Genomic DNA, 19,333 nt, shown 5'->3' on the forward strand with positions numbered 1-19,333 from the left:
TTTTCCTAATTGTATTTTTAAAAGGTATACGATATAAATATATTTTTCCATATAAATTTTACGTATAGGTCAATTTAATTTATTTTAAAATATTTTAAATGTAATTTATTTATGTTTTTAAAATTTATGTTAAAAAATTAATATTTTTATGAGTGTTTTAAAATAAATGCAAATATGTACTATGCATATAATGGCATAATGATGTAAATAGCTTTAGGTGCAATTTTGTAGTGATGGGCTTGAATTTGTATACTATGTGTTACATCGTTTTTTGATAAACAAATTTCTTGATCTTGAATAGCATTAAGAATGTCTATCATATATGAAGCATTAATTGACATTTTAATTTTAATGTTAGTATAGATGATGTCTATTATTTCAGAAGCTTCTTCATCATGTTGGTTGCTAGTTGTTATTAATAATTTGTTTTGATCATTCTTTATATTTACTCCTCTAAAATTTTCGTTGGATAAAATTGCTACTCTTGATAATGCTTCTTTAAATAATGTAGTATTTAAAATCATTTTTTTGCTGATATGCGTAAGTATCAATGATGTGTAATCTGGAAATTTTTCTGTTATAATTTTGCTAGTAAAAATTAAGTTTTTAAACTCTATTTGAAAATAATTGTTACTAATGTTTATTGATATTACTTCATTTGAGTAGTTTAATAATTTTATGAGTTCTAAAACTCCTTTTCGTGGTAGTATTATTGAATTATACTTTTTTTTATCCAAGTTGTGTAATGGTTTTTTGCATATCGCTATTCGATAACCGTCGGTAGCTACTGCATATAAATGTTGATTTCTAACTTCAAAGAATAAGCCATTTAAAAAATTCCGTAGATCTTGAATCGCCATTGAGAAATATGTTGCGCATAAAACATCTTTTAAGTCATTTTGAGATATAACAAAATTATTTTGATTTTCCGATATTTTCAAATTTGGAAAGTTTTTTATAGGTAATGTCGCTAATAGGTATTGATTGTTATGTGAGACGATTTTTAGTTTATTGTTAATATACTGAATTTTCAAATTATGATCTTTAGGTAGATTTTGGCAAATATTTAATATTTTTTTTCCTGATACTGTTATACTTCCAGGTTCTAGTAATGTAACATCTAAGATTATTATTTTGATTTCCATATCTATGTTAGTAGAAGTTAAAGTTATCGTATTGTCTTTCGCTATTAACAAAATGTTTTCTAGTATAGGAAATATGTGATTTCGTGTTATTAGGTTATTAACTTTTTTTAGTGATTTTATTAAAAATTTATTTAGTATTTCAAATTTCATAGGTTTATGATGATAATATCTTAAGTAAGGTTAAAAAGTCTTTTTTTATGTTATTATTTTTTTCTTGTAATTTTTTAATTTTTTTACAAGCATATAGTACTGTAGCATGATTTCGTCCATTAAATTCACGTCCAATTTCAGATAAACTTTTATTAGTTAATTTTTTGGATATAGCCATAGCTATTTGTCTAGGTTTAACAATTGATTTTAGTCGACATTGTGATAGCAAGTTTATTATTGTTATGTGATAGTAATTAGATACTACTTTTTGAATGTTTTTAATTGTAATAGATTTTTTTGGTAAAGAAAACAATTCTTGTAAAGTTTTGTAAGCGAAATTTATAGTTATTATTTTTTTTTTTGAATCAGAATTAGCTAATATTTTATTTAGTGCGCCTTCTAATTCACGTATGTTAGATTTTAAATTTTTAGCAATAAAAAAAGCGACTTTGTAAGATAAGTTAATATCGTATATATGCGATTTTTTGATAAGGATTTTTGTTCTTGTGTTTAAGTCAGGAGGATCAATTCGAATTGTTAATCCACATTCGAATCTAGATTTTAATCGCGTTTCTATACCATGTATTTTTTGGGGAAATTGATCTGAAGTAATAATTATTTGTTGGTTTCTATTTAATAGTGCATTAATAGTATGAAATAATTCTTCTTGAGAATGTTTTTTATATGCAAAAAATTGTATATCATCAATTAATAATGTATTGACAGAGCGATAATATTTTTTAAATTCTTCAATAGTATTATTTTTTAGTGAGGTAATCATATTTTGTATAAAATTTTCCGAATTTATATATATAATTTTTATAGTATTTTTATATTTTAAAATAGTATTTGCTACTGCATGTAGTAAATGTGTTTTACCTAGCCCACTTTTTCCATATAAAAAGAGTGGATTAAAGTAATTTTTTCCAGGATTATGTGCAATTTTATATATGGTTTTAAAAGCTAGTTGATTTGATTGTCCTTTTGTAAAATTTTGAAATGTATAATTTGTATTAATTTCAGAAGAATATATTATATTTGATAATTTTGTATTAACATTATAGGTTAATTTTGAATTTAGTATATTTTTTTTTAAAGTTAGTTCATTAAAAAACTTTTTTTGGATAATTTTTGGTTTGCATATTTTTAGCATTAATGTTGGTGTTGTATTAATGTTGCAGAAATTTTTAAGTAACTTTTTAAGATTTTCGATGTAGTTGTCTTTTATCCAATTGAATGAAAATTCATTTGGTGCATATAATATTAGTATGTTTTTTTTAAATTCAGCTTTAAGCGGGCGTATCCACATGCTAAATTCTATAGGCGACAATTTATTTTGTAAATATTTAAGACATTTTTCCCAAATTGAAGGTGACATATTTAGTTCCAAATAATAAAATAAACAAAATGTATAATTATTTTCTATAGATTATAAATTTTACTGTAGTGTTTTAATTGGTATATGTTTTAAAAAATTTTATGTTAGATATAAATTATAATCTTATTGCTTCGTATGTTGTAACAAGCAAAATGTTGAATATTAGTTCGTAATATTATTAACATAATAGTTTATAATTAAGTTTAAGATATTTTTTAGATAAAAATTGAATTTTTATAAATTCTAAAAACATATTTTTTCAAATATAATAATTATGTTAAAATTATAAACATGAAATTTTTAAAGTTTTAAATAAATTGTTTTTATAGATGTTTTATTTATGTTTTTTTAATTTAAATATATTTAAATCAAGTTTATTATATCATTCTACTTTTTATGATAGGGATTTAAAAATATGAAACGTACTTTCCAACCTTCTACATTAAAGAGAAATAGGTCTCATGGATTTCGTGCAAGAATGAGTACAAAAAATGGGCGTCATATTTTGTCTCGTCGACGTAGTAAATTTAGAACACGATTAACTGTTTCTTCTAATTAAGTTACAATAATGATATTAAGATGATCGAATTTTATTTTAATAAAAAACGTAGATTAATTACACCGAATGATTTTAATTATGTTTTTAAAAGTCCTAATGTTATCAGATGTAAAGAAATAACTATCTTAGGACGTTTGAATTTGTTATCATTTTCGCGTTTAGGAATTAGTGTATCTCGAAAGAATGTCAAGTATGCGTATCAACGTAATAAAATCAAACGCTTAATTCGAGAAAATTTTAGAATTATTCAGCATCGATTAGTTAGTTCAGATTTTGTAGTTATTGTTAACTCGAGTTCTATGCAGATAAGTTTTAAGTTATTGGCAAAAAAATTGGAAAATTTATGGTCTTATTATTATCAATGATATCTCGATGTTTAATTTTAATTATTCTGTGCTATCAGCGTTATATTAGTGTTTTTCTTTCACCTCGTTGTCGTTTTTATCCTACGTGTTCGCATTATGCAGTAGATGCTTTATATACTTTTGGATTGTTAAAGGGATTGTTATTAATTGCAAAGAGAATATTAAAGTGTCATCCCTTTCATTCTGGTGGTTTAAATAGTATATCTATAAAAACTAAAAGTAAAAGAGAATATTAAATATGCATTTACAAAGAAATTTTTTTATTTTGATATTTTTTTTTATTTCGTTCTTATTGTGGAAAACATGGCAACAAAAGGAATTTAGTTCTGATGTACATAAGATAATTAATAAATACGAGAATGTGAATTTAGTCAATAATAATATTAACAAATTAGCATCAAATATTATTATTAAAACTGATGTTTTAAAAATTCAAGTAAATTTGTATGGAGGTGATATAGAGAAAGCTGAATTATTGCATTTTAAAAGTAAATTGAATTCTTCTCAGTCATTGGTATTATTAGATACTAACGAAAATTTTGTATATCAAGCACAATGTGGAATAACGGGAAAAGATGGAGCAGATAACCTTCAAAAGCATATTCGACCATTATATATAGCAAAAAGAAAATATTATGAATTATCTAGACATAACAAAAAAATTGAAGTGCCATTACAGTGGATTTCGAAAGATGGAATTATTTATAAAAAAATATTTGTTTTAAAGTCTGGAGAGTATGATGTTTCAGTAAAATATAAAATTAATAATATTACAAATAAACATCTTAAAGTTTCTATGTTTGGACAATTAAAACAAACTATTAATTTACCTGAAGATAAAAACACTTATACAAACAATTTTGCATTGCAAACGTTTAGAGGTGCAGCTTATTCTTCAGATAACGATAAGTATGTCAAATATTCATTTGATTCTATTGTTAATAAAGAAAAGAAAAATATAGTTGTTACTCATAGCGGATGGGTGGCTATGCTTCAAAAATACTTTGCGACTTCATGGATTCCCGATAATAGTTATTTAAATACTATGTATATTGGTAGTTCAGGGGATAATTTAGCTGAAATTGGTTATTATTCGCGTCCAATAGATATATTTCCTCATAGTACTATTTCTTTAAGTTCAAAATTATGGATTGGTCCTGAAATACAAAATAAAATGGCAGTTATCGCATCTAATTTAGATTTAACTGTTGATTATGGATGGTTATGGTTTTTATCTCAACCTTTATTTAAATTGTTAAATTTTTTATATAATATTTGTGGCAATTGGGGTGTATCAATAATTTTAATTACATTCATTATTAAAGGAATAACCTTTCCATTAACAAAATCTCAATTCAAAACTATGGCAAAAATACGAAAATTACAACCTAAAATTAATTATATAAAGAAAAAGTTTAAAAACAACAATCAGAAGATTAGTGAAGAAATAATGTCATTATATAAAACGGAAAAGGTTAATCCATTAGGAGGATGTTTTCCATTATTTATACAAATGCCTATTTTTTTAGCGTTATATTATATGTTAATTAGTTCTGTTGAATTACGTCATGCTCCGTTTTTTTTGTGGATTCATGATTTATCAGATCAAGATCCATTTTATGTTTTACCTATACTTATGGGTGTTACTATGTTTTTTATTCAGCGTGTTACACCTAGTAATGTTACCGATCCAGTACAGAAAAAAATTATGAATTATATACCGATACTTTTTACAGTATTTTTCTTATGGTTTCCTTCTGGATTAGTATTATATTATTTAATTAGTAATTTAGTAACTATCATTCAGCAAAAAATTATTATTAAAGCTTTAAATAAAACATTAAAGTAGAATGATAGTTGAAAATTTTAAAATTTTGTGCATAGTCTAGGTTAGATAATATTAATAGTTTTAAGTATAAGTAAATTAATGATATGTAAGTAGTTATATATTTATTTAGTTTTTTTAATAATTTATTAAAACATTTTTAAAGGTGTTATTGATAATATATGAATGTTTTTAATGATACAATTGTATCAAGAGTAACTTCAGAAGGTAAAAGTAGTGTTGGAATTATAAGAATTTCTGGAAAATTAGCTTTTGAAGTTTCTATAAAAGTGCTAAATCGAGATTATCTTCCAATAAGAACTGCTTGTTATTTATCATTTTTAGATCTTTCTGGAAAAATAATAGATCAAGGTATTGTATTATGGTTTCCAGGGCCATCTTCATTTACTGGTGAAGATGTATTAGAATTACAAGGACATGGAAATCCAATTATTATCGATTTATTAATTACTACGATATTATCTATTCCTGGTATACGTTTAGCTAATCCAGGAGAATTTTCTGAACGTGCATTTTTAAATGGTAAAATTGATTTAGCACAAGCTGAGTCGATTTCTGATTTAATAAATGCTACTTCTGAACAAGCTGCGCGTTCAGCTATGCAATCCTTACAGGGTTTGTTTTCTATTTATATTAATAATTTAATAAAAGATTTTACTAAGTTTAGAGCAAAAATAGAAGCTCAAATTAATTTTTCAGATCATGAAATTAATGCGGATAACTTAGATGTTTTTATTGAACATGAAATAAATAGAATTATTTCACGCATTAAGAAAATACGAAATACTGCCATTCAGGGAAGTGTGTTACGAGAAGGAATTAAAGTAGTTATATCAGGTGCACCTAATTCTGGTAAATCTAGTTTATTAAATGCTTTGTCTTTAACTAATCGAGCAATAGTTACTAATTTTCCGGGAACAACTAGGGATGTTATCTATGAAAATATTATTATTAATGGTGTTTTGTTTATTTTAATAGATACTGCTGGTCTTCGTATAACTAATAATCCAATAGAGAATATTGGAATTGAACGTGCATGGAATGAAATTAAATTAGCAGAACATATATTATTCGTTATTGATGGATCTCGTAGTGTTCAAAATCAATTAAAAAATTACAACAATTTTATTAAATCTTTATCAAAAACTAGTTGTATAACTATTGTTTTTAACAAATCAGATTTAAGTAAATTTAAAATTAATTCTGATCTTCGTAATCTAAATAATGGCGTATTGGTATCATCTAAGACAGGGGTAGGTATTGAAGCATTACGTCAGCATTTATATTTTAGTTTTAAATCTAGTTTTGAAGTTAACAATTCAGAAGGTGTTGTTTCAGCACGTCGTCGTCATATTAATATTTTATCAATGGTGCTTGAAAAATTTTTGAGTAGTAAAAAAGATTGGAAAAAAATAAATAATATTGAATTATTGGCTGATGATTTACGAACATGTCAAGATCTTTTAGGTGGTATTACTGGAAAAATTACTTCTGATGAACTTTTATCTGAAATATTTTCGGAGTTTTGTATTGGAAAGTAAAATTTTTAGTTTTCTTCAATTTGGGTTATAAAAATATAAAAAATTATAAATGTGTGTTTTTTGCGAAAAAAAATTGTTTATGCATGCTATAGGATTGTCAGGATATTCTATAAGAGAAATAGTTAGTTCATTAGATCAACCTGTTTCTAATAGTTTAGTTAGGAATAAAGGTTTTGTTGGTAAGATATTAGAGTTGATTCTAGGTGTTAATGTGTTGCATGGTTACAAATGTATTGATTTTCCAAGTTTGGGAATTGAACTTAAATCTATACCAATTAATAGTTCAGGGTATCCTTTAGAACCAACGTTTATTTGTAATATTCCATTAAAAAATAATAGCTTGAACATTACTTGGAATAATTCGTATTTTTATAGAAAAATAAAAAAAATATTATGGATTCCAATCATAGGTAATAGGGTGGTTTCATTCTTAGACAAAATTGTTGGAGAAGCATTTATATGGACTATGAGTAGTGTCCAAGAAAAAATTTTAAAAAAAGATTGGGAAGAATTTATGGATTTAATTATTATTGGTAAAGTTGAGTATATATCTTCCAAACATGGACAAGTACTTCAAGTAAAAAAAAAATGTAAGAACAAACATGTGTGTATTAAATTTATAAATTATAATGGTTGTGTAAAATTTACTAATCCAAGAGCATTCTACTTTAGGAAAAGTTTTACTTGGTCGCTATTAAATTTATCTAAATAAATTATTATTTTTTGCCTGAAGGCGGAATCGAACCACCGACACGAGGATTTTCAGTCCTCTGCTCTACCGACTGAGCTATTCAGGCAAAAACGTTTATCTATTTAAGCATCAAATATTTAGTTATGTCAATATTTATTTTAATATAAAATGAATACTATTATGGGATAACGTGAATATGTGATAATATTGTGCCGTTAGTATTTTATTTTGTTAAATAGTAATAGTTTTTTTATTTTTTTAAATAATTTTTTTTTTGCACTTGAAAGTTTTAATTAGCATCCATATATCTTAGAAGTGGATACGTAAATTAAAAATTTTAGCAGCAGAGATTTTTGATAATAGGAGATTTATAGAATGAAAATTCGTCCATTGCATGATCGTGTTATTGTAAAGCGAAAAGAGGCAGAGTCTAAATCAGCCGGTGGTATAGTATTAACAGGTTCCGCAGCAGGAAAATCGACTCGGGGTACAGTAATTGCTGTAGGTAATGGTCGTATTTTAGATAATGGAAACTTAAAGTCTTTAGATGTAAAGGTTGGAGATACTGTAATTTTTAATGAAGGTTACGGTGCAAAAGTAGAAAAAATTGATAATGAAGAATTATTAATTTTAACTGAGAGTGACATATTAGCAATTGTTGAAGAATAATTTTGGGTATTCGTTAAATAACCATATTTAAGTTTAAGGAAATAAATTCAATGGCCGCTAAAGATGTAAAGTTTGGAAATGAAGCTCGTGTTAAAATGCTTCGGGGTGTTAATGTATTAGCTGATGCAGTTAAAGTAACTTTAGGACCTAAAGGTAGAAATGTAGTTTTAGATAAATCTTTTGGTGCTCCTAGTATTACTAAGGACGGAGTTTCTGTAGCACGCGAAATAGAATTAGAAGATAAATTTGAGAATATGGGTGCTCAGATGGTTAAGGAAGTTGCATCTAAAGCTAACGATGCTGCTGGAGATGGAACAACTACGGCTACTTTATTAGCTCAGGCGATTGTTAATGAGGGACTTAAAGCAGTTGCAGCTGGTATGAATCCTATGGATTTAAAAAGAGGTATAGATAAAGCTGTTATTTCTGCAGTAGAAGAATTAAGAATTATGTCGGTTCCATGTGCTGATTCTAAAGCTATTACTCAGGTAGGTACTATTTCTGCTAATGCTGATGAAAAAGTAGGATCTTTAATAGCTGATGCTATGGACAAGGTTGGTAAAGATGGAGTTATTACTGTAGAAGAAGGTACTGGATTACAGGATGAATTAGAAGTAGTCAAGGGTATGCAATTTGATCGAGGTTATTTATCTCCTTATTTTATTAATAAACCAGAAACTGGTATTGTAGAATTAGAAAATCCTTACATTTTAATGGCAGATAAAAAAATATCCAATGTTCGAGAATTATTACCAATTTTAGAAGCTGTTGCAAAATCTGGAAAACCATTATTAATTATTTCTGAAGATTTAGAAGGTGAAGCTTTAGCTACTTTAGTAGTTAATTCTATGAGAGGAATTGTAAAAGTAGCTGCAGTTAAGGCACCAGGATTTGGTGATCGAAGAAAAGCTATGCTTCAAGATATTTCTATATTAACTTCTGGATCTGTGATATCTGAAGAATTAGCAATGGAGTTAGAAAAGTCTACATTAGAAGATTTAGGGCAAGCTAAGCGAGTAGTAATTAATAAAGATACTACTACAATTATAGGCGGAATTGGTGAGAAATATAATATTCAAAGCAGAATAAGTCAAATTCGTCAACAAATTCAAGAAGCCACTTCTGATTATGATAAAGAAAAATTAAACGAACGTTTAGCTAAATTGTCTGGTGGTGTAGCTGTATTAAAAGTTGGTGCAGCTACAGAAGTAGAAATGAAAGAGAAGAAAGCTAGAGTAGAAGATGCATTACATGCTACTAGAGCTGCAGTGGAAGAAGGGGTTGTTCCTGGTGGTGGAGTTGCATTGGTTAGAGTAGCAGCTAAAATTTCTAACATAGTTGGTCAAAATGAAGATCAAAATGTAGGAATTAGAGTTGCACTTCGCGCAATGGAAGCTCCTTTGCGTCAGATTGTTTCAAATTCAGGTGAAGAACCATCTGTTGTTACTAATAATGTAAAAGATGGAAAAGGTAATTATGGATATAATGCTGCTACGGATGAGTATGGAGATATGATTAGTTTTGGAATTTTAGATCCAACTAAAGTTACTCGTTCGGCATTACAATATGCATCATCTGTTGCTGGGTTAATGATTACTACAGAGTGTATGGTTACAGATTTACCGAAAGATGAAAAATCTGATTTAGGAAACAGTAGCGCTCCTTCTGCTGGCGGTATGGGCGGAATGGGTGGTATGATGTAAAGATTCTAGTAATTATTTTGGATAATTTTTTAATATTTCTCTCCTTTATATTTTAGTTTTGGAGAGAAATATTGTGTATATTTTATTTCATGTTAAGATTAATATATATTTTACTATTTTTACCAGGGTGTTCACACACTAGCTTTGGGACTAAAAATCCTGATATCATACTAAGTAATTCAACAACAATAATAGATGCTTGCTTTTCAGACACATAAAAATGTGTAGTACTTTTTACTTTATCTAAGATATGTAAATAATACGGTAATATATTGATGTCGAACAGTTTGTTACTTAATTGCGATAGAATTTTTGCATTATCATTGATTCCGCGTAATAATACGCTTTGATTTAATAGTGTTATTCCTAATTTATGTAGTTTATTGATATTATATTGTAATTCATGATTGATTTCTTGAGCGTGATTGATGTGAGTAACAATTAGTATTTTTAATCGTGTTGTACTTAGTATTTTACATAAATTATTTGTAATTCTGCTAGGAATCACTATGGGTAGTCGTGTATGTATTCTTAATCTTTTAATATGATAAATATTAGATAAAGTATTGACAATCCATTGTATTTCATGATCTTTTGCCATTAGTGGATCACCTCCGGATAAAATTACTTCATTCAAATCAGTTTGATTTTTTATATATTGTATTGCTAAATTTAAATTTTCTTTATTTCCAGGATGTTGGGAATAGGGAAAATATCTGCGAAAACAGTATCGACAATTTATAGCACAATTTGTTTTCAGCAATAATAAAATGCGATTGTTATATTTTCTTATCAGTCCTGGAATTATTACATTTTTGGTTTCTTCTAGAGGATCTTGAACGAAGTTATGATTGTTTTTTAATTCTTTTGTGTGAGGTAAAATTTGCAGTAAAAGAGGATCAAAAGGATCGTTTTTTTTCATTCTAGATACAAAAGTTTTAGGAACGCGTAATGAAAATAGTTTTTGTACTTGAATATTTTTAAAATATTTAGTATTAGATTTTAAATTTAATGTACGTAAGAGTTCGTCAGGATTTGTAATTGCGTTAGTTAATTCTGTTATCCAGTCTTCTTTGTGATTTTTTTTTATTTTTTTATTTAGCATTTTTTTGTAATTAGTTTTTGAAATAGGTTAATTTTTTATGGAGTTATGTCATAGTAATCAATTAAAAATTGGTTTAAAAATTATTTATAACAATGAACCATGCATTGTTGTTTCTAATGAATTTATTAAACCGGGAAAAGGACAAGCATTTTTTCGTGTTAGATTAAAAAATTTATTAAATAAAAAATTGATAGACAAGACTTGTAAATATTCGGATTGTTTTAAAATAGCTAATGTAATAGAGATTACTGCTACTTATATGTTTACTGATAAAAAAGTATGGACTTTTATGGATAAAAAAAGTTTTGAACAAATATTTGTTGAAAAAAATATTATTAAGAATGTTCTTCCATGGTTATTAGAACAACATGATTACATAATTTCATTGTGGAATGATCAGCCTATATCAATTGTTTATTCAAGTAATTTTATTGAATTAATAGTTGTGAATACGATTCCTAATGCGAGATCTGGTGCTATTAATACTTATAGCAAATTAGCATTACTAAATACTGGTGTAACTATAAAAGTTCCAATTTTTATTCAAATAGGCCAAATAATAAAAGTTGATACCCGAACGAGCGAATACATTTCCAAAATTTCATAATTAAAATTATAAAACTTAATAATGATATTTTTTTTAAAGTTGCAATATGTATTTGTTTAAAATTCGTTCCCATGAATTTTTTTTCTATAACTGTCCCAGTTAAACGTCAACCATAAACTATTACCTAATCGCATACGATCAATGACACGTTCTCCTAATAAGATTTTTAAACCTCTATAATCTAAATTTGATAACATGCCTGTAGAACGTTTAGAAGATGAACGTCGGTCTACGATTTGGTTAATTATTACTTTTTCGTATCGAGACTCTATCTGCATACCTATTTCGTCAATCATTAATAGATCTACGTTGCTTAAGTTATTTAATAGTCTTTCTTCAGTAACATTGTTATTTCCATTAAATGTACTTTTTATGTTTGACATTAGATCAGCTACAGTTACAATTAACACACTTTTTCCATTTAAAATTAAATAATTTCCTATAGCTGAAGCTAAATGATTTTTTCCTGTCCCTGGTTTTCCAGAAAATATAAAACTAGCCATATTTTTGTTAAAGTTATGTGCGTACTCTTTTGACGCTATGACTACTTTTTTGTGTCCTTCATGTTCTATGTGATAATTCTCGAATGAGCAGTTCATGTATAGTTCGCGTATTCCTGATCTACCTAAAATTCGTTGCATTTTCATAGCTTTATTTTTTCTTAAAATAGCTTCTGATGATAATCTTCCTTGTTCTTGGTTCCATGCTAAAAGTTCTTCATCGTTATGAAATTTTGGTTTTATATGTTTTGGGACTATGCATTTCAAGCGTTTTAAAAATTTTATGTGATTTTTCACTATTCACCTCGAAAACCGATTTTAAGAGTTCTATTTTGGTTGAGAGATGGGTTTTAAAAAAAGTATTTTTTAAATGTTATATTAAGCTAATTATGATATTTTATATTAATTATTTTAGGTATGAGAATTGACGATTTATTTTGAATCATATATCTTATCATATAAAGTTAATAACACGTTATATTTTAAAAAATAATTTTTATTTGAAATTAATTATAATGTTTTTAAAAATTATTTACGTTCATGTATAAAGAGTAATGTATTTTTTTTGTTTTTTTTTCTTTTTTTAAGATCCAATTATTAGGAGGTGTAATTAATTTATTTAGTGTGTTTTCTTGTTCAATATAAATTAATGCATTATTTTTTAACCAATTATTTTTTATTAAAAGAGCAATTGTTTGTTTTAGCAATGTTGTTTTAAAAGGTGGATCTAGAAATATTATATCATAGGATTTATTTGGTTTTTTCAACCATTGGATAGTATTAGCGCGGATGACATGTACGTTAGTTATAGATAGTTTTATAAGTATTTTTTTTAAAAAAAATATGGCTTTTTTTTGTATCTCTATGCATGTAGAAGATAATGCGTAACGTGAAACAGCTTCTATTCCTAATGCCCCGCTACCGGAAAAACAATCTAAACAATGAGATTTTTTAATTTTTTCATTGCTAATCCAATTAAAAAGCGTTTCACGTATGTAATTAGTAGTCGGACGTAAATTTTTTGTATTTATTATAGGTATTCGAGAATTTTTGTATTTTCCGCTAATTATTTGAATTGAAGTAATTTTTGATTTTTTTTTAAGTATTTTCATTATTTTAAGATGTTTGTTTGTTATATTATATAATATTTAAGTTACTTTCCATGTATTTTGTTAATTAATGTTTTTTTAATGTTTTATTTAAAATTTTAATTAATTATATCAAAATAGGAATCCTAATTAAATGTTTAAAAAAAGAGTTTTTTCATGGTTTGGTTTTAAAAAAAATAAAACAAAGATTAATGATTTAGACGATCACATTAAAAAAAATAATCAGGATAATCTATCTCAAAAAAAATGTAATAATATTTGTTCTCAGGATAGTATAGCAAAAAGTACGAAAAGTGATTGTTGTTCAGAGAACGTCGCTAATTCGTCTGCAGTAAATGAAAGTCATAGTAGTTCTTTGATGAAATTAAAGTTAAAACAACACGTTAGTCATGTTAACAATAAAAATAGTTTTTTATTAACTTTAACTACAAAATTAGTGAGAACTAAAGAAGCTTTTAGCATTAAACTAAAAAATTTATTTTTTAAAAAGAAAACATACAACTCATTGTTGGATGATATAGAAGAGCAATTGTTAGTTTCTGATATAGGTGTGCGTACTACACGTGAATTAGTAGATAGTTTAATTAAAGTTTCTACTCAGCATGAGCTTAAAAATTTAAATTTAATTATTGAAATTTTAAAAAGTAAAATGAAAAAAATTTTAAACAAAGTTGAAGGCCCGTTAAATATTAATTATAAAAATTTGTTTGTTATTTTAGTTGTAGGTGTAAATGGTGTAGGAAAAACTACTTTAATTGGAAAATTAGCTAAAAATTATAAAAAGAAAGGAAAATCGGTAATATTAGCAGCTGGTGATACATTTAGAGCAGCAGCTATTGATCAGTTGAAACTTTGGGGAGAAATAAATTCTGTATCAGTCATAACTAGGGAAATTGGGTCAGATCCGGCTTCAGTGGTGTATGATGCAATTAAGATTGCAAAGTTGAAGTGCATTGATATTTTAATAATTGATACTGCTGGAAGATTACATAACAAAAATAATTTAATGGAAGAACTAAAAAAAATAAAAAGAGTAATACATAAAATAGATTCAACTATTTCTCAAGAAACTATGTTGGTATTGGATGCGTGTATCGGTCAAAATTCAATTAAACAGGTAAAAATTTTTCATGAATCATTGAATGTAACTGGATTAGTTATTACAAAGTTAGATAGTACAGCAAAAGGAGGTGTAATATTTTCTATTGCGCAAGAATTTTTAATTCCTGTTCGATATATTAGTTTTGGTGAGGATTTTGAAGATATTCAAGTTTTTAATAGCAACATTTTTGTTAACGCAATTTTAAGTAACAATACTTTAAAGTAATTATTATATTTGTAAACAAAGTATTTTTGTTTCAAGAAAAAATGTGATTTAGATATAAATATAAATATACGTTGGATTTTTTATGTTTTTAAAGTACTATATATAAGTAGAATTTTGTTCTATAAAAATAAAACTTTGTATGAATATTGAGTAGCAAAAATGATAAAAGTAGAAACAAAAACTTTGCCAGCTATTTCATTAGGTAATTTAGATTCGTATATTAGAGAAGCTAATTCATGGCCGATGTTGTCCTCTCAAGAAGAAAAATATCTTTCTGAAAAATTATTTTATCATGGTGATTTGAATGCAGCTAAAACGTTAATTTTATCTCATCTTCGGTTTGTAATTCATGTATCACGAAATTATTCAGGATATGGTTTATTACAAGCAGATTTGATTCAGGAAGGTAATATTGGTTTAATGAAAGCAGTTCGAAGATTTAATCCAAAAATTGGAGTTCGCTTAGTATCTTTTGCTGTGCATTGGATTAAATCTGAAATACATGAATATGTATTGAGAAATTGGCGAATTGTAAAAGTTGCTACGACTAAGTCGCAAAGAAAATTATTTTTTAATCTTAGAAAAACAAAACAAAGATTGGGATGGTTTAATGATCATGAATTAGAATTAGTAGCACAAGAATTAGGAGTAAAAAGGGAGGATGTAAGGGAAATGGAATCTCGAATGTCTGCACAAGATATTGCTTTGCATCATGTTCCCGACAATTTTCGTGAAGAACAAAATTTTTCATATACAATTCCATATTTAAAAGATAGTTTATCAGATTTTGCTAACCATGTTGAAGAAGATAATTGGGAAGCACACAAAACTAATAAATTAAGTAATGCTCTTTCTAGTTTAGATGAGCGAAGTCGTAATATTATTCATGCACGATGGTTAGATGATAGTGACCATAAGATGACGTTACGTGAGATTGCTCATAATTATGGTATATCTGCAGAAAGAGTTCGTCAATTAGAGAAAAATGCAATGAAGAAATTAAAAGTTGCTATAGAAACATGAATTTTTTAACATTACATTTTTAATTTTAACTCAATTAGATATATTTTTTTAAATTAATGTATAAGTTAATTTATATATTATTATATTTAATGTAGTATTATTCTACAGTGACTGATTTAGCTAAATTCCTTGGTTTGTCAATATTTTTTCCTTTTATTAAAGCAACGTAATATGCTAGCAATTGCAAAGGAATTACATAAATAATTGGTGATAGCAGAATTCCATCATAAGGAAGTCGTATAACGTTAGTGTTATCGTTAAATTTTGTAAGGTTATCTGAAAAAATATGTAATACCCCCCCTCTAGTGCGTATTTCTGAAATATTTAGTTTTATTTTATCGATTAAATTGTCATTTGGAGCGATTACGATAATTTGAGTAGATGAATCAACTAAAGCTAGTGGTCCATGTTTTAATTCTCCAGCAGCATATGCTTCTGCATGAGTGTATGAAATTTCTTTTAATTTTAAAGCACCTTCCATAGCAATGGGATAATTATGTCCTCTACCTATAAAAATGATATTATTTTTATCGGATAATTCTTTAGCTAAAGAATATATTAAACTATCGCATTTTAAAACGTTTTTAGTGATTTCAGGTAGTAAACGAAGAGTCTTAGCTACTTTATTTTCTATTTTTTCATCGTTTGTTTTTAGATTATTTATTTTTGCTGCTATCATTAATAGTATAGTTAATTGGGTTGTAAACGATTTCGTAGATGCTACCCCGATTTCTATACCTGCGTTGGTTAATATAGAAAAATTAGACTCATATACTAAAGAAGAACTAGAAGAATTGCATATTACTAGAGATCCTAAATATTCATGTTTTTTTGAATTTCTTAATGCTGTTAGAGAGTCTGCAGTTTCTCCAGATTGTGATAAGATTAAAAGTAAACTATTTTTCTTTACTATAAATTTTCTATGGCAAAATTCAGAAGCAATTTCTACATTACAAGATATTTTGGATAATGATTCAAACCAATATTTTGATACCATTCCAGCGTTGTAAGACGTCCCGCATGCTATTATATCAATATGTTCTATTTTTAATAATAATGCATGAGCGTTGTTGTTTAATTCGGAAAACTGTATTTTTTCATTTTTAGTAATTCTATTTCGAATTGCATTTTTAATTGCATAAGGTTGTTCGTATATTTCTTTTTTCATGTAATGTTGGTAGTGTCCTTTTGTTATAGAATCATTTTGAATGTTTGATATTACTATTGGTCTATGTACTAAAATACTGTTTTTGTTAAAAATAGTAATTTTTTTGTGAGATAATATAGCGATATCACCTTCATTTAGGTAGATAAATTTTTTAGTTATTTTTAGTAAAGATAATTGATCAGAAGATATGAAATTTTCTTGTTTTCCTAATCCAATTAATAAAGGACTTCCAGATCGAATAGCAATTAGAATATTTGGATGATAGCGATCCATAATTACCATGCTATAACTTCCAGTTAATTTCAAAATTACAGTTTGAATAGTTTTGAGCAAACTTTTATTGTTTTTATTTTGTTCATAGTGAATAAGATGCGCAATTACTTCTGTATCAGTATCTGATGTAAAGATATAACCATTTTTTTGTAATTTGGTTTTTATATTTAGATAATTTTCGATAATTCCATTATGAACGATAGCAATGTTTTTAGAGACATGCGGATGAGCATTTTTTTTTAATGCTAATCCGTGTGTTGCCCATCTGGTGTGTGCTATGCCGATGTTCCCTATTAACTGTTTAGTTTTATGAATTAAATTAATTATATTTTTAATTTTCCCTTGTGATCTTAGACGTATTATTTCTTTTTTTTTATTTATAATAGCCAGTCCTGAAGAGTCATATCCTCTATATTCTAGACGTTTCATTCCTTCTATTAGGATGTTTGTTACATTTTTTTTTGAAATCGCAGAAATTATTCCACACATATTGACGTGTGCTCCAACATGTTAAACTATGTTTTTTGTTATGTGATTTTAATAAGTAAATAAAATAATATTAGTATTATACATTTCACAGTTTTTTATGTATTTGTTTTTTTTCATTATAAACTAAGCTAGGTTCATGAATGTTTTTCATAACAGTTGTTCCTGCTGCAATAATTGTTCCTTTTTTAATATTAATAGGGGCAATTAATTGTGTACTAGATCCAATAAAAACGTTATCTCCAATGATAGTATCTAATTTTTTTTTTCCATTGTAGTTACAAGTAACAGTACCTGCTCCTATATTTACTTTTTGGCCAATTTGAGAGTTTCCTAAATAACTTAAATGTTTAGCTTTAGAATAGCTTCCTAATGTTGTTTTTTTTATTTCTACAAAATTTCCTACGTGTGTATTGTTTTTTAATACAGTTCCATGCTGAAGGTGTGTAAAAGGTCCAACAATACATTTGTTAGATATAATTGTTTTTTCAATGATACTATAGGCTTTAATAGTGCAGTTATTACCTATAGTACTATTTTTTATAATGCAACCTGGTTCAATTATTACTGAGTTTCCTATTTTTACAGATCCTTCTAGAATTACTCCATGATCAATTTTTATATTTTTCCCGTGTTTTAGTGTACCTCGTAAACTAAAATTAGATGGATTATAAATCATAATTCCAGATAATAGCAAAAGTTTAGCTTGTTGTTTTTGATATATTTTTTCTGCACGAACTAGTTGCAATAGATTGTTAATACCTTGTATTTCATCATTTTTTTCAGGACGAACAGAATTAATTTTATGATTGTCTTTATTAGCTAATGATATTATATCTGTTATATAGTATTCATTTTGATTATTTTTAGCATGAATTTGAAATATCCATTTTTTTAAGTTTGTTGAGGATACAATTAATATTCCTGAATTTACTTCTTTTATATTTAGTTGTTCATCAGTTGCATCTTTATATTCTATTATTTTAACAATTTTTTTATTTTTTCTGATGATTCGTCCATATTCTTCTGGATTATTTAATTTCGCAGTTAATAAAGTAATAGTAGAATTTTTCTTCTTTAGTAGCATTTTTTGTATGGAATTTTTTGATATTAAAGGTACATCTCCATATAAAATAAGTATATTTTCATGGTCTTTGTAATTATTTATGATTTGGCTAATTGCATTTCCAGTACCTAATATTTTTTTTTGTTTGATCCAAGTAATTGAGTTATTTTTGTTTTTAATTTTAAATTTTTTATATTGTTTATTGTAAATTACAGTGATTGTTTTAGGACAAAGTGATTGTGCTAGATTTATTACATGTTCAAGAATTGGTTTTCCTCCTAATAGATGTAGTAGTTTAGGATGATCAAATTGCATTCTAGTTCCTTTTCCAGCAGCTAAGATAATTATGTTGAGAGTATGGTTATTCATAATTTTATATTTTATTAGTTCATAATTTATAGTGTATTACGTTTTATGTATTAAAATACTAATTGATACAGTATTTAAAATTTTAATTTTCGTAAAAAATTTAGTATTAGTAAAATAATATTCATTTTAATGATTTTCAAATGTTAAATGTAATAATTTATATTATTAAGTAGATAAAATTAGTACATGTATTATTACTAAATAGTATTGTAAAATATTTATAATTGTTTTGTTGAATTTATAATTTAAAATA

At 26.2% G+C, this 19,333-nt stretch carries 18 protein-coding genes and 1 tRNA gene; 11 read left to right on the plus strand and 8 right to left on the minus strand.

Annotation, left to right across the window (positions count from 1 at the left end; genetic code table 11):
- Positions 1-179 precede the first annotated feature (179 nt).
- On the minus strand, positions 180-1,295 hold the full coding sequence (dnaN, locus tag BBP_RS00055) for a DNA polymerase III subunit beta (protein WP_011091156.1): 1,116 nt from the start codon (positions 1,293-1,295) through the stop codon (positions 180-182).
- Positions 1,296-1,299: 4 nt separating this feature from the next.
- On the minus strand, positions 1,300-2,673 hold the full coding sequence (gene dnaA, locus BBP_RS00060) for a chromosomal replication initiator protein DnaA (RefSeq protein ID WP_011091157.1): 1,374 nt from the start codon (positions 2,671-2,673) through the stop codon (positions 1,300-1,302).
- 415 nt (positions 2,674-3,088) lie between these two features.
- Between dnaA and rpmH the strand changes: the two genes are divergently transcribed.
- The 6 genes from rpmH (at position 3,089) to mutH (ending at position 7,696) form a co-directional block, all read left to right on the plus strand.
- Positions 3,089-3,232: a 50S ribosomal protein L34 gene (gene rpmH / locus BBP_RS00065; RefSeq protein ID WP_011091158.1), complete on the plus strand. Its 144-nt coding sequence runs from the start codon at positions 3,089-3,091 to the stop codon at positions 3,230-3,232.
- Between the two features lie 20 nt (positions 3,233-3,252).
- The gene (gene rnpA, locus BBP_RS00070) at positions 3,253-3,597 is read left to right on the plus strand and encodes a ribonuclease P protein component (RefSeq protein WP_011091159.1); all 345 of its coding nucleotides are present in this window, start codon (positions 3,253-3,255) and stop codon (positions 3,595-3,597) included.
- Complete coding sequence (yidD, locus tag BBP_RS00075) at positions 3,576-3,833, plus strand: membrane protein insertion efficiency factor YidD (protein WP_011091160.1); 258 nt, start codon at positions 3,576-3,578, stop codon at positions 3,831-3,833. Before rnpA ends, yidD begins: the two co-directional genes overlap by 22 nt.
- Positions 3,834-3,835: 2 nt before the next feature.
- On the plus strand, positions 3,836-5,446 hold the full coding sequence (gene yidC, locus BBP_RS00080) for a membrane protein insertase YidC (protein ID WP_011091161.1): 1,611 nt from the start codon (positions 3,836-3,838) through the stop codon (positions 5,444-5,446).
- Between the two features lie 158 nt (positions 5,447-5,604).
- Positions 5,605-6,984, plus strand: coding sequence for a tRNA uridine-5-carboxymethylaminomethyl(34) synthesis GTPase MnmE (gene mnmE, locus BBP_RS00085; RefSeq protein ID WP_011091162.1), 1,380 nt, complete (start codon positions 5,605-5,607; stop codon positions 6,982-6,984).
- Between the two features lie 49 nt (positions 6,985-7,033).
- Positions 7,034-7,696: a DNA mismatch repair endonuclease MutH gene (gene mutH, locus BBP_RS00090; protein WP_011091163.1), complete on the plus strand. Its 663-nt coding sequence runs from the start codon at positions 7,034-7,036 to the stop codon at positions 7,694-7,696.
- Positions 7,697-7,708: 12 nt separating this feature from the next.
- On the opposite strand, the gene BBP_RS00095 is transcribed toward mutH, so the two are convergent.
- Positions 7,709-7,781: transfer RNA gene (locus tag BBP_RS00095), tRNA-Phe, on the minus strand.
- A 269-nt stretch (positions 7,782-8,050) separates the two neighbouring features.
- On the opposite strand from BBP_RS00095, the gene BBP_RS00100 reads away from it, so the two are divergent.
- Positions 8,051-8,344 carry a co-chaperone GroES gene (locus BBP_RS00100; RefSeq protein WP_011091164.1) on the plus strand — a complete coding sequence of 98 codons (294 nt, stop codon included), beginning with the start codon at positions 8,051-8,053 and terminating at the stop codon, positions 8,342-8,344.
- Positions 8,345-8,394: 50 nt separating this feature from the next.
- Positions 8,395-10,047, plus strand: coding sequence for a chaperonin GroEL (gene groL, locus BBP_RS00105; protein WP_011091165.1), 1,653 nt, complete (start codon positions 8,395-8,397; stop codon positions 10,045-10,047).
- 82 nt (positions 10,048-10,129) lie between these two features.
- Here groL and epmB read toward each other — a convergent pair whose 3' ends face one another.
- Positions 10,130-11,152 (minus strand): EF-P beta-lysylation protein EpmB, encoded by a 1,023-nt coding sequence (gene epmB / locus BBP_RS00110; RefSeq protein WP_011091166.1) that lies wholly within the window; start codon positions 11,150-11,152, stop codon positions 10,130-10,132.
- Positions 11,153-11,189: 37 nt separating this feature from the next.
- Here epmB and efp point away from each other — a divergent pair, with 37 nt between their 5' ends.
- Positions 11,190-11,759 (plus strand): elongation factor P, encoded by a 570-nt coding sequence (efp, locus tag BBP_RS00115; protein ID WP_011091167.1) that lies wholly within the window; start codon positions 11,190-11,192, stop codon positions 11,757-11,759.
- 56 nt (positions 11,760-11,815) lie between these two features.
- Here efp and dnaC read toward each other — a convergent pair whose 3' ends face one another.
- Complete coding sequence (dnaC, locus tag BBP_RS00120; protein WP_011091168.1) at positions 11,816-12,556, minus strand: DNA replication protein DnaC; 741 nt, start codon at positions 12,554-12,556, stop codon at positions 11,816-11,818.
- A 224-nt stretch (positions 12,557-12,780) separates the two neighbouring features.
- Positions 12,781-13,371 carry a 16S rRNA (guanine(966)-N(2))-methyltransferase RsmD gene (gene rsmD / locus BBP_RS00125; RefSeq protein WP_011091169.1) on the minus strand — a complete coding sequence of 197 codons (591 nt, stop codon included), beginning with the start codon at positions 13,369-13,371 and terminating at the stop codon, positions 12,781-12,783.
- Between the two features lie 130 nt (positions 13,372-13,501).
- Between rsmD and ftsY the strand changes: the two genes are divergently transcribed.
- Complete coding sequence (gene ftsY, locus BBP_RS00130; protein ID WP_011091170.1) at positions 13,502-14,695, plus strand: signal recognition particle-docking protein FtsY; 1,194 nt, start codon at positions 13,502-13,504, stop codon at positions 14,693-14,695.
- Positions 14,696-14,854: 159 nt separating this feature from the next.
- On the plus strand, positions 14,855-15,718 hold the full coding sequence (gene rpoH, locus BBP_RS00135; protein ID WP_011091171.1) for an RNA polymerase sigma factor RpoH: 864 nt from the start codon (positions 14,855-14,857) through the stop codon (positions 15,716-15,718).
- Positions 15,719-15,815: 97 nt separating this feature from the next.
- Here rpoH and glmS read toward each other — a convergent pair whose 3' ends face one another.
- Positions 15,816-17,648, minus strand: a complete 1,833-nt coding sequence (gene glmS, locus BBP_RS00140; protein WP_011091172.1) for a glutamine--fructose-6-phosphate transaminase (isomerizing) — start codon at positions 17,646-17,648, stop codon at positions 15,816-15,818.
- A gap of 85 nt (positions 17,649-17,733) precedes the next feature.
- The gene (gene glmU, locus BBP_RS00145) at positions 17,734-19,080 is read right to left on the minus strand and encodes a bifunctional UDP-N-acetylglucosamine diphosphorylase/glucosamine-1-phosphate N-acetyltransferase GlmU (RefSeq protein ID WP_011091173.1); all 1,347 of its coding nucleotides are present in this window, start codon (positions 19,078-19,080) and stop codon (positions 17,734-17,736) included.
- Positions 19,081-19,333 lie beyond the last annotated feature (253 nt).

It is taken from the genome of Buchnera aphidicola str. Bp (Baizongia pistaciae), assembly GCF_000007725.1.
GTDB classification, from domain to species: Bacteria; Pseudomonadota; Gammaproteobacteria; order Enterobacterales; family Enterobacteriaceae; genus Buchnera_B; species Buchnera_B aphidicola_H.

What these genes read in the sequence shown, in the direction of transcription:
- dnaN (WP_011091156.1), bottom strand. Translation starts at nt 1,295, where the DNA reads ATGAAATTTGAAATACTAAATAAATTTTTAATAAAATCACTAAAAAAA.
- dnaA (WP_011091157.1), bottom strand. Translation starts at nt 2,673, where the DNA reads ATGTCACCTTCAATTTGGGAAAAATGTCTTAAATATTTACAAAATAAA.
- rpmH (WP_011091158.1), top strand. Translation starts at nt 3,089, where the DNA reads ATGAAACGTACTTTCCAACCTTCTACATTAAAGAGAAATAGGTCTCAT.
- rnpA (WP_011091159.1), top strand. Translation starts at nt 3,253, where the DNA reads ATGATCGAATTTTATTTTAATAAAAAACGTAGATTAATTACACCGAAT.
- yidD (WP_011091160.1), top strand. Translation starts at nt 3,576, where the DNA reads ATGGTCTTATTATTATCAATGATATCTCGATGTTTAATTTTAATTATT.
- yidC (WP_011091161.1), top strand. Translation starts at nt 3,836, where the DNA reads ATGCATTTACAAAGAAATTTTTTTATTTTGATATTTTTTTTTATTTCG.
- mnmE (WP_011091162.1), top strand. Translation starts at nt 5,605, where the DNA reads ATGAATGTTTTTAATGATACAATTGTATCAAGAGTAACTTCAGAAGGT.
- mutH (WP_011091163.1), top strand. Translation starts at nt 7,034, where the DNA reads ATGTGTGTTTTTTGCGAAAAAAAATTGTTTATGCATGCTATAGGATTG.
- BBP_RS00100 (WP_011091164.1), top strand. Translation starts at nt 8,051, where the DNA reads ATGAAAATTCGTCCATTGCATGATCGTGTTATTGTAAAGCGAAAAGAG.
- groL (WP_011091165.1), top strand. Translation starts at nt 8,395, where the DNA reads ATGGCCGCTAAAGATGTAAAGTTTGGAAATGAAGCTCGTGTTAAAATG.
- epmB (WP_011091166.1), bottom strand. Translation starts at nt 11,152, where the DNA reads ATGCTAAATAAAAAAATAAAAAAAAATCACAAAGAAGACTGGATAACA.
- efp (WP_011091167.1), top strand. Translation starts at nt 11,190, where the DNA reads ATGGAGTTATGTCATAGTAATCAATTAAAAATTGGTTTAAAAATTATT.
- rsmD (WP_011091169.1), bottom strand. Translation starts at nt 13,371, where the DNA reads ATGAAAATACTTAAAAAAAAATCAAAAATTACTTCAATTCAAATAATT.
- ftsY (WP_011091170.1), top strand. Translation starts at nt 13,502, where the DNA reads ATGTTTAAAAAAAGAGTTTTTTCATGGTTTGGTTTTAAAAAAAATAAA.
- rpoH (WP_011091171.1), top strand. Translation starts at nt 14,855, where the DNA reads ATGATAAAAGTAGAAACAAAAACTTTGCCAGCTATTTCATTAGGTAAT.
- glmS (WP_011091172.1), bottom strand. Translation starts at nt 17,648, where the DNA reads ATGTGTGGAATAATTTCTGCGATTTCAAAAAAAAATGTAACAAACATC.
- glmU (WP_011091173.1), bottom strand. Translation starts at nt 19,080, where the DNA reads ATGAATAACCATACTCTCAACATAATTATCTTAGCTGCTGGAAAAGGA.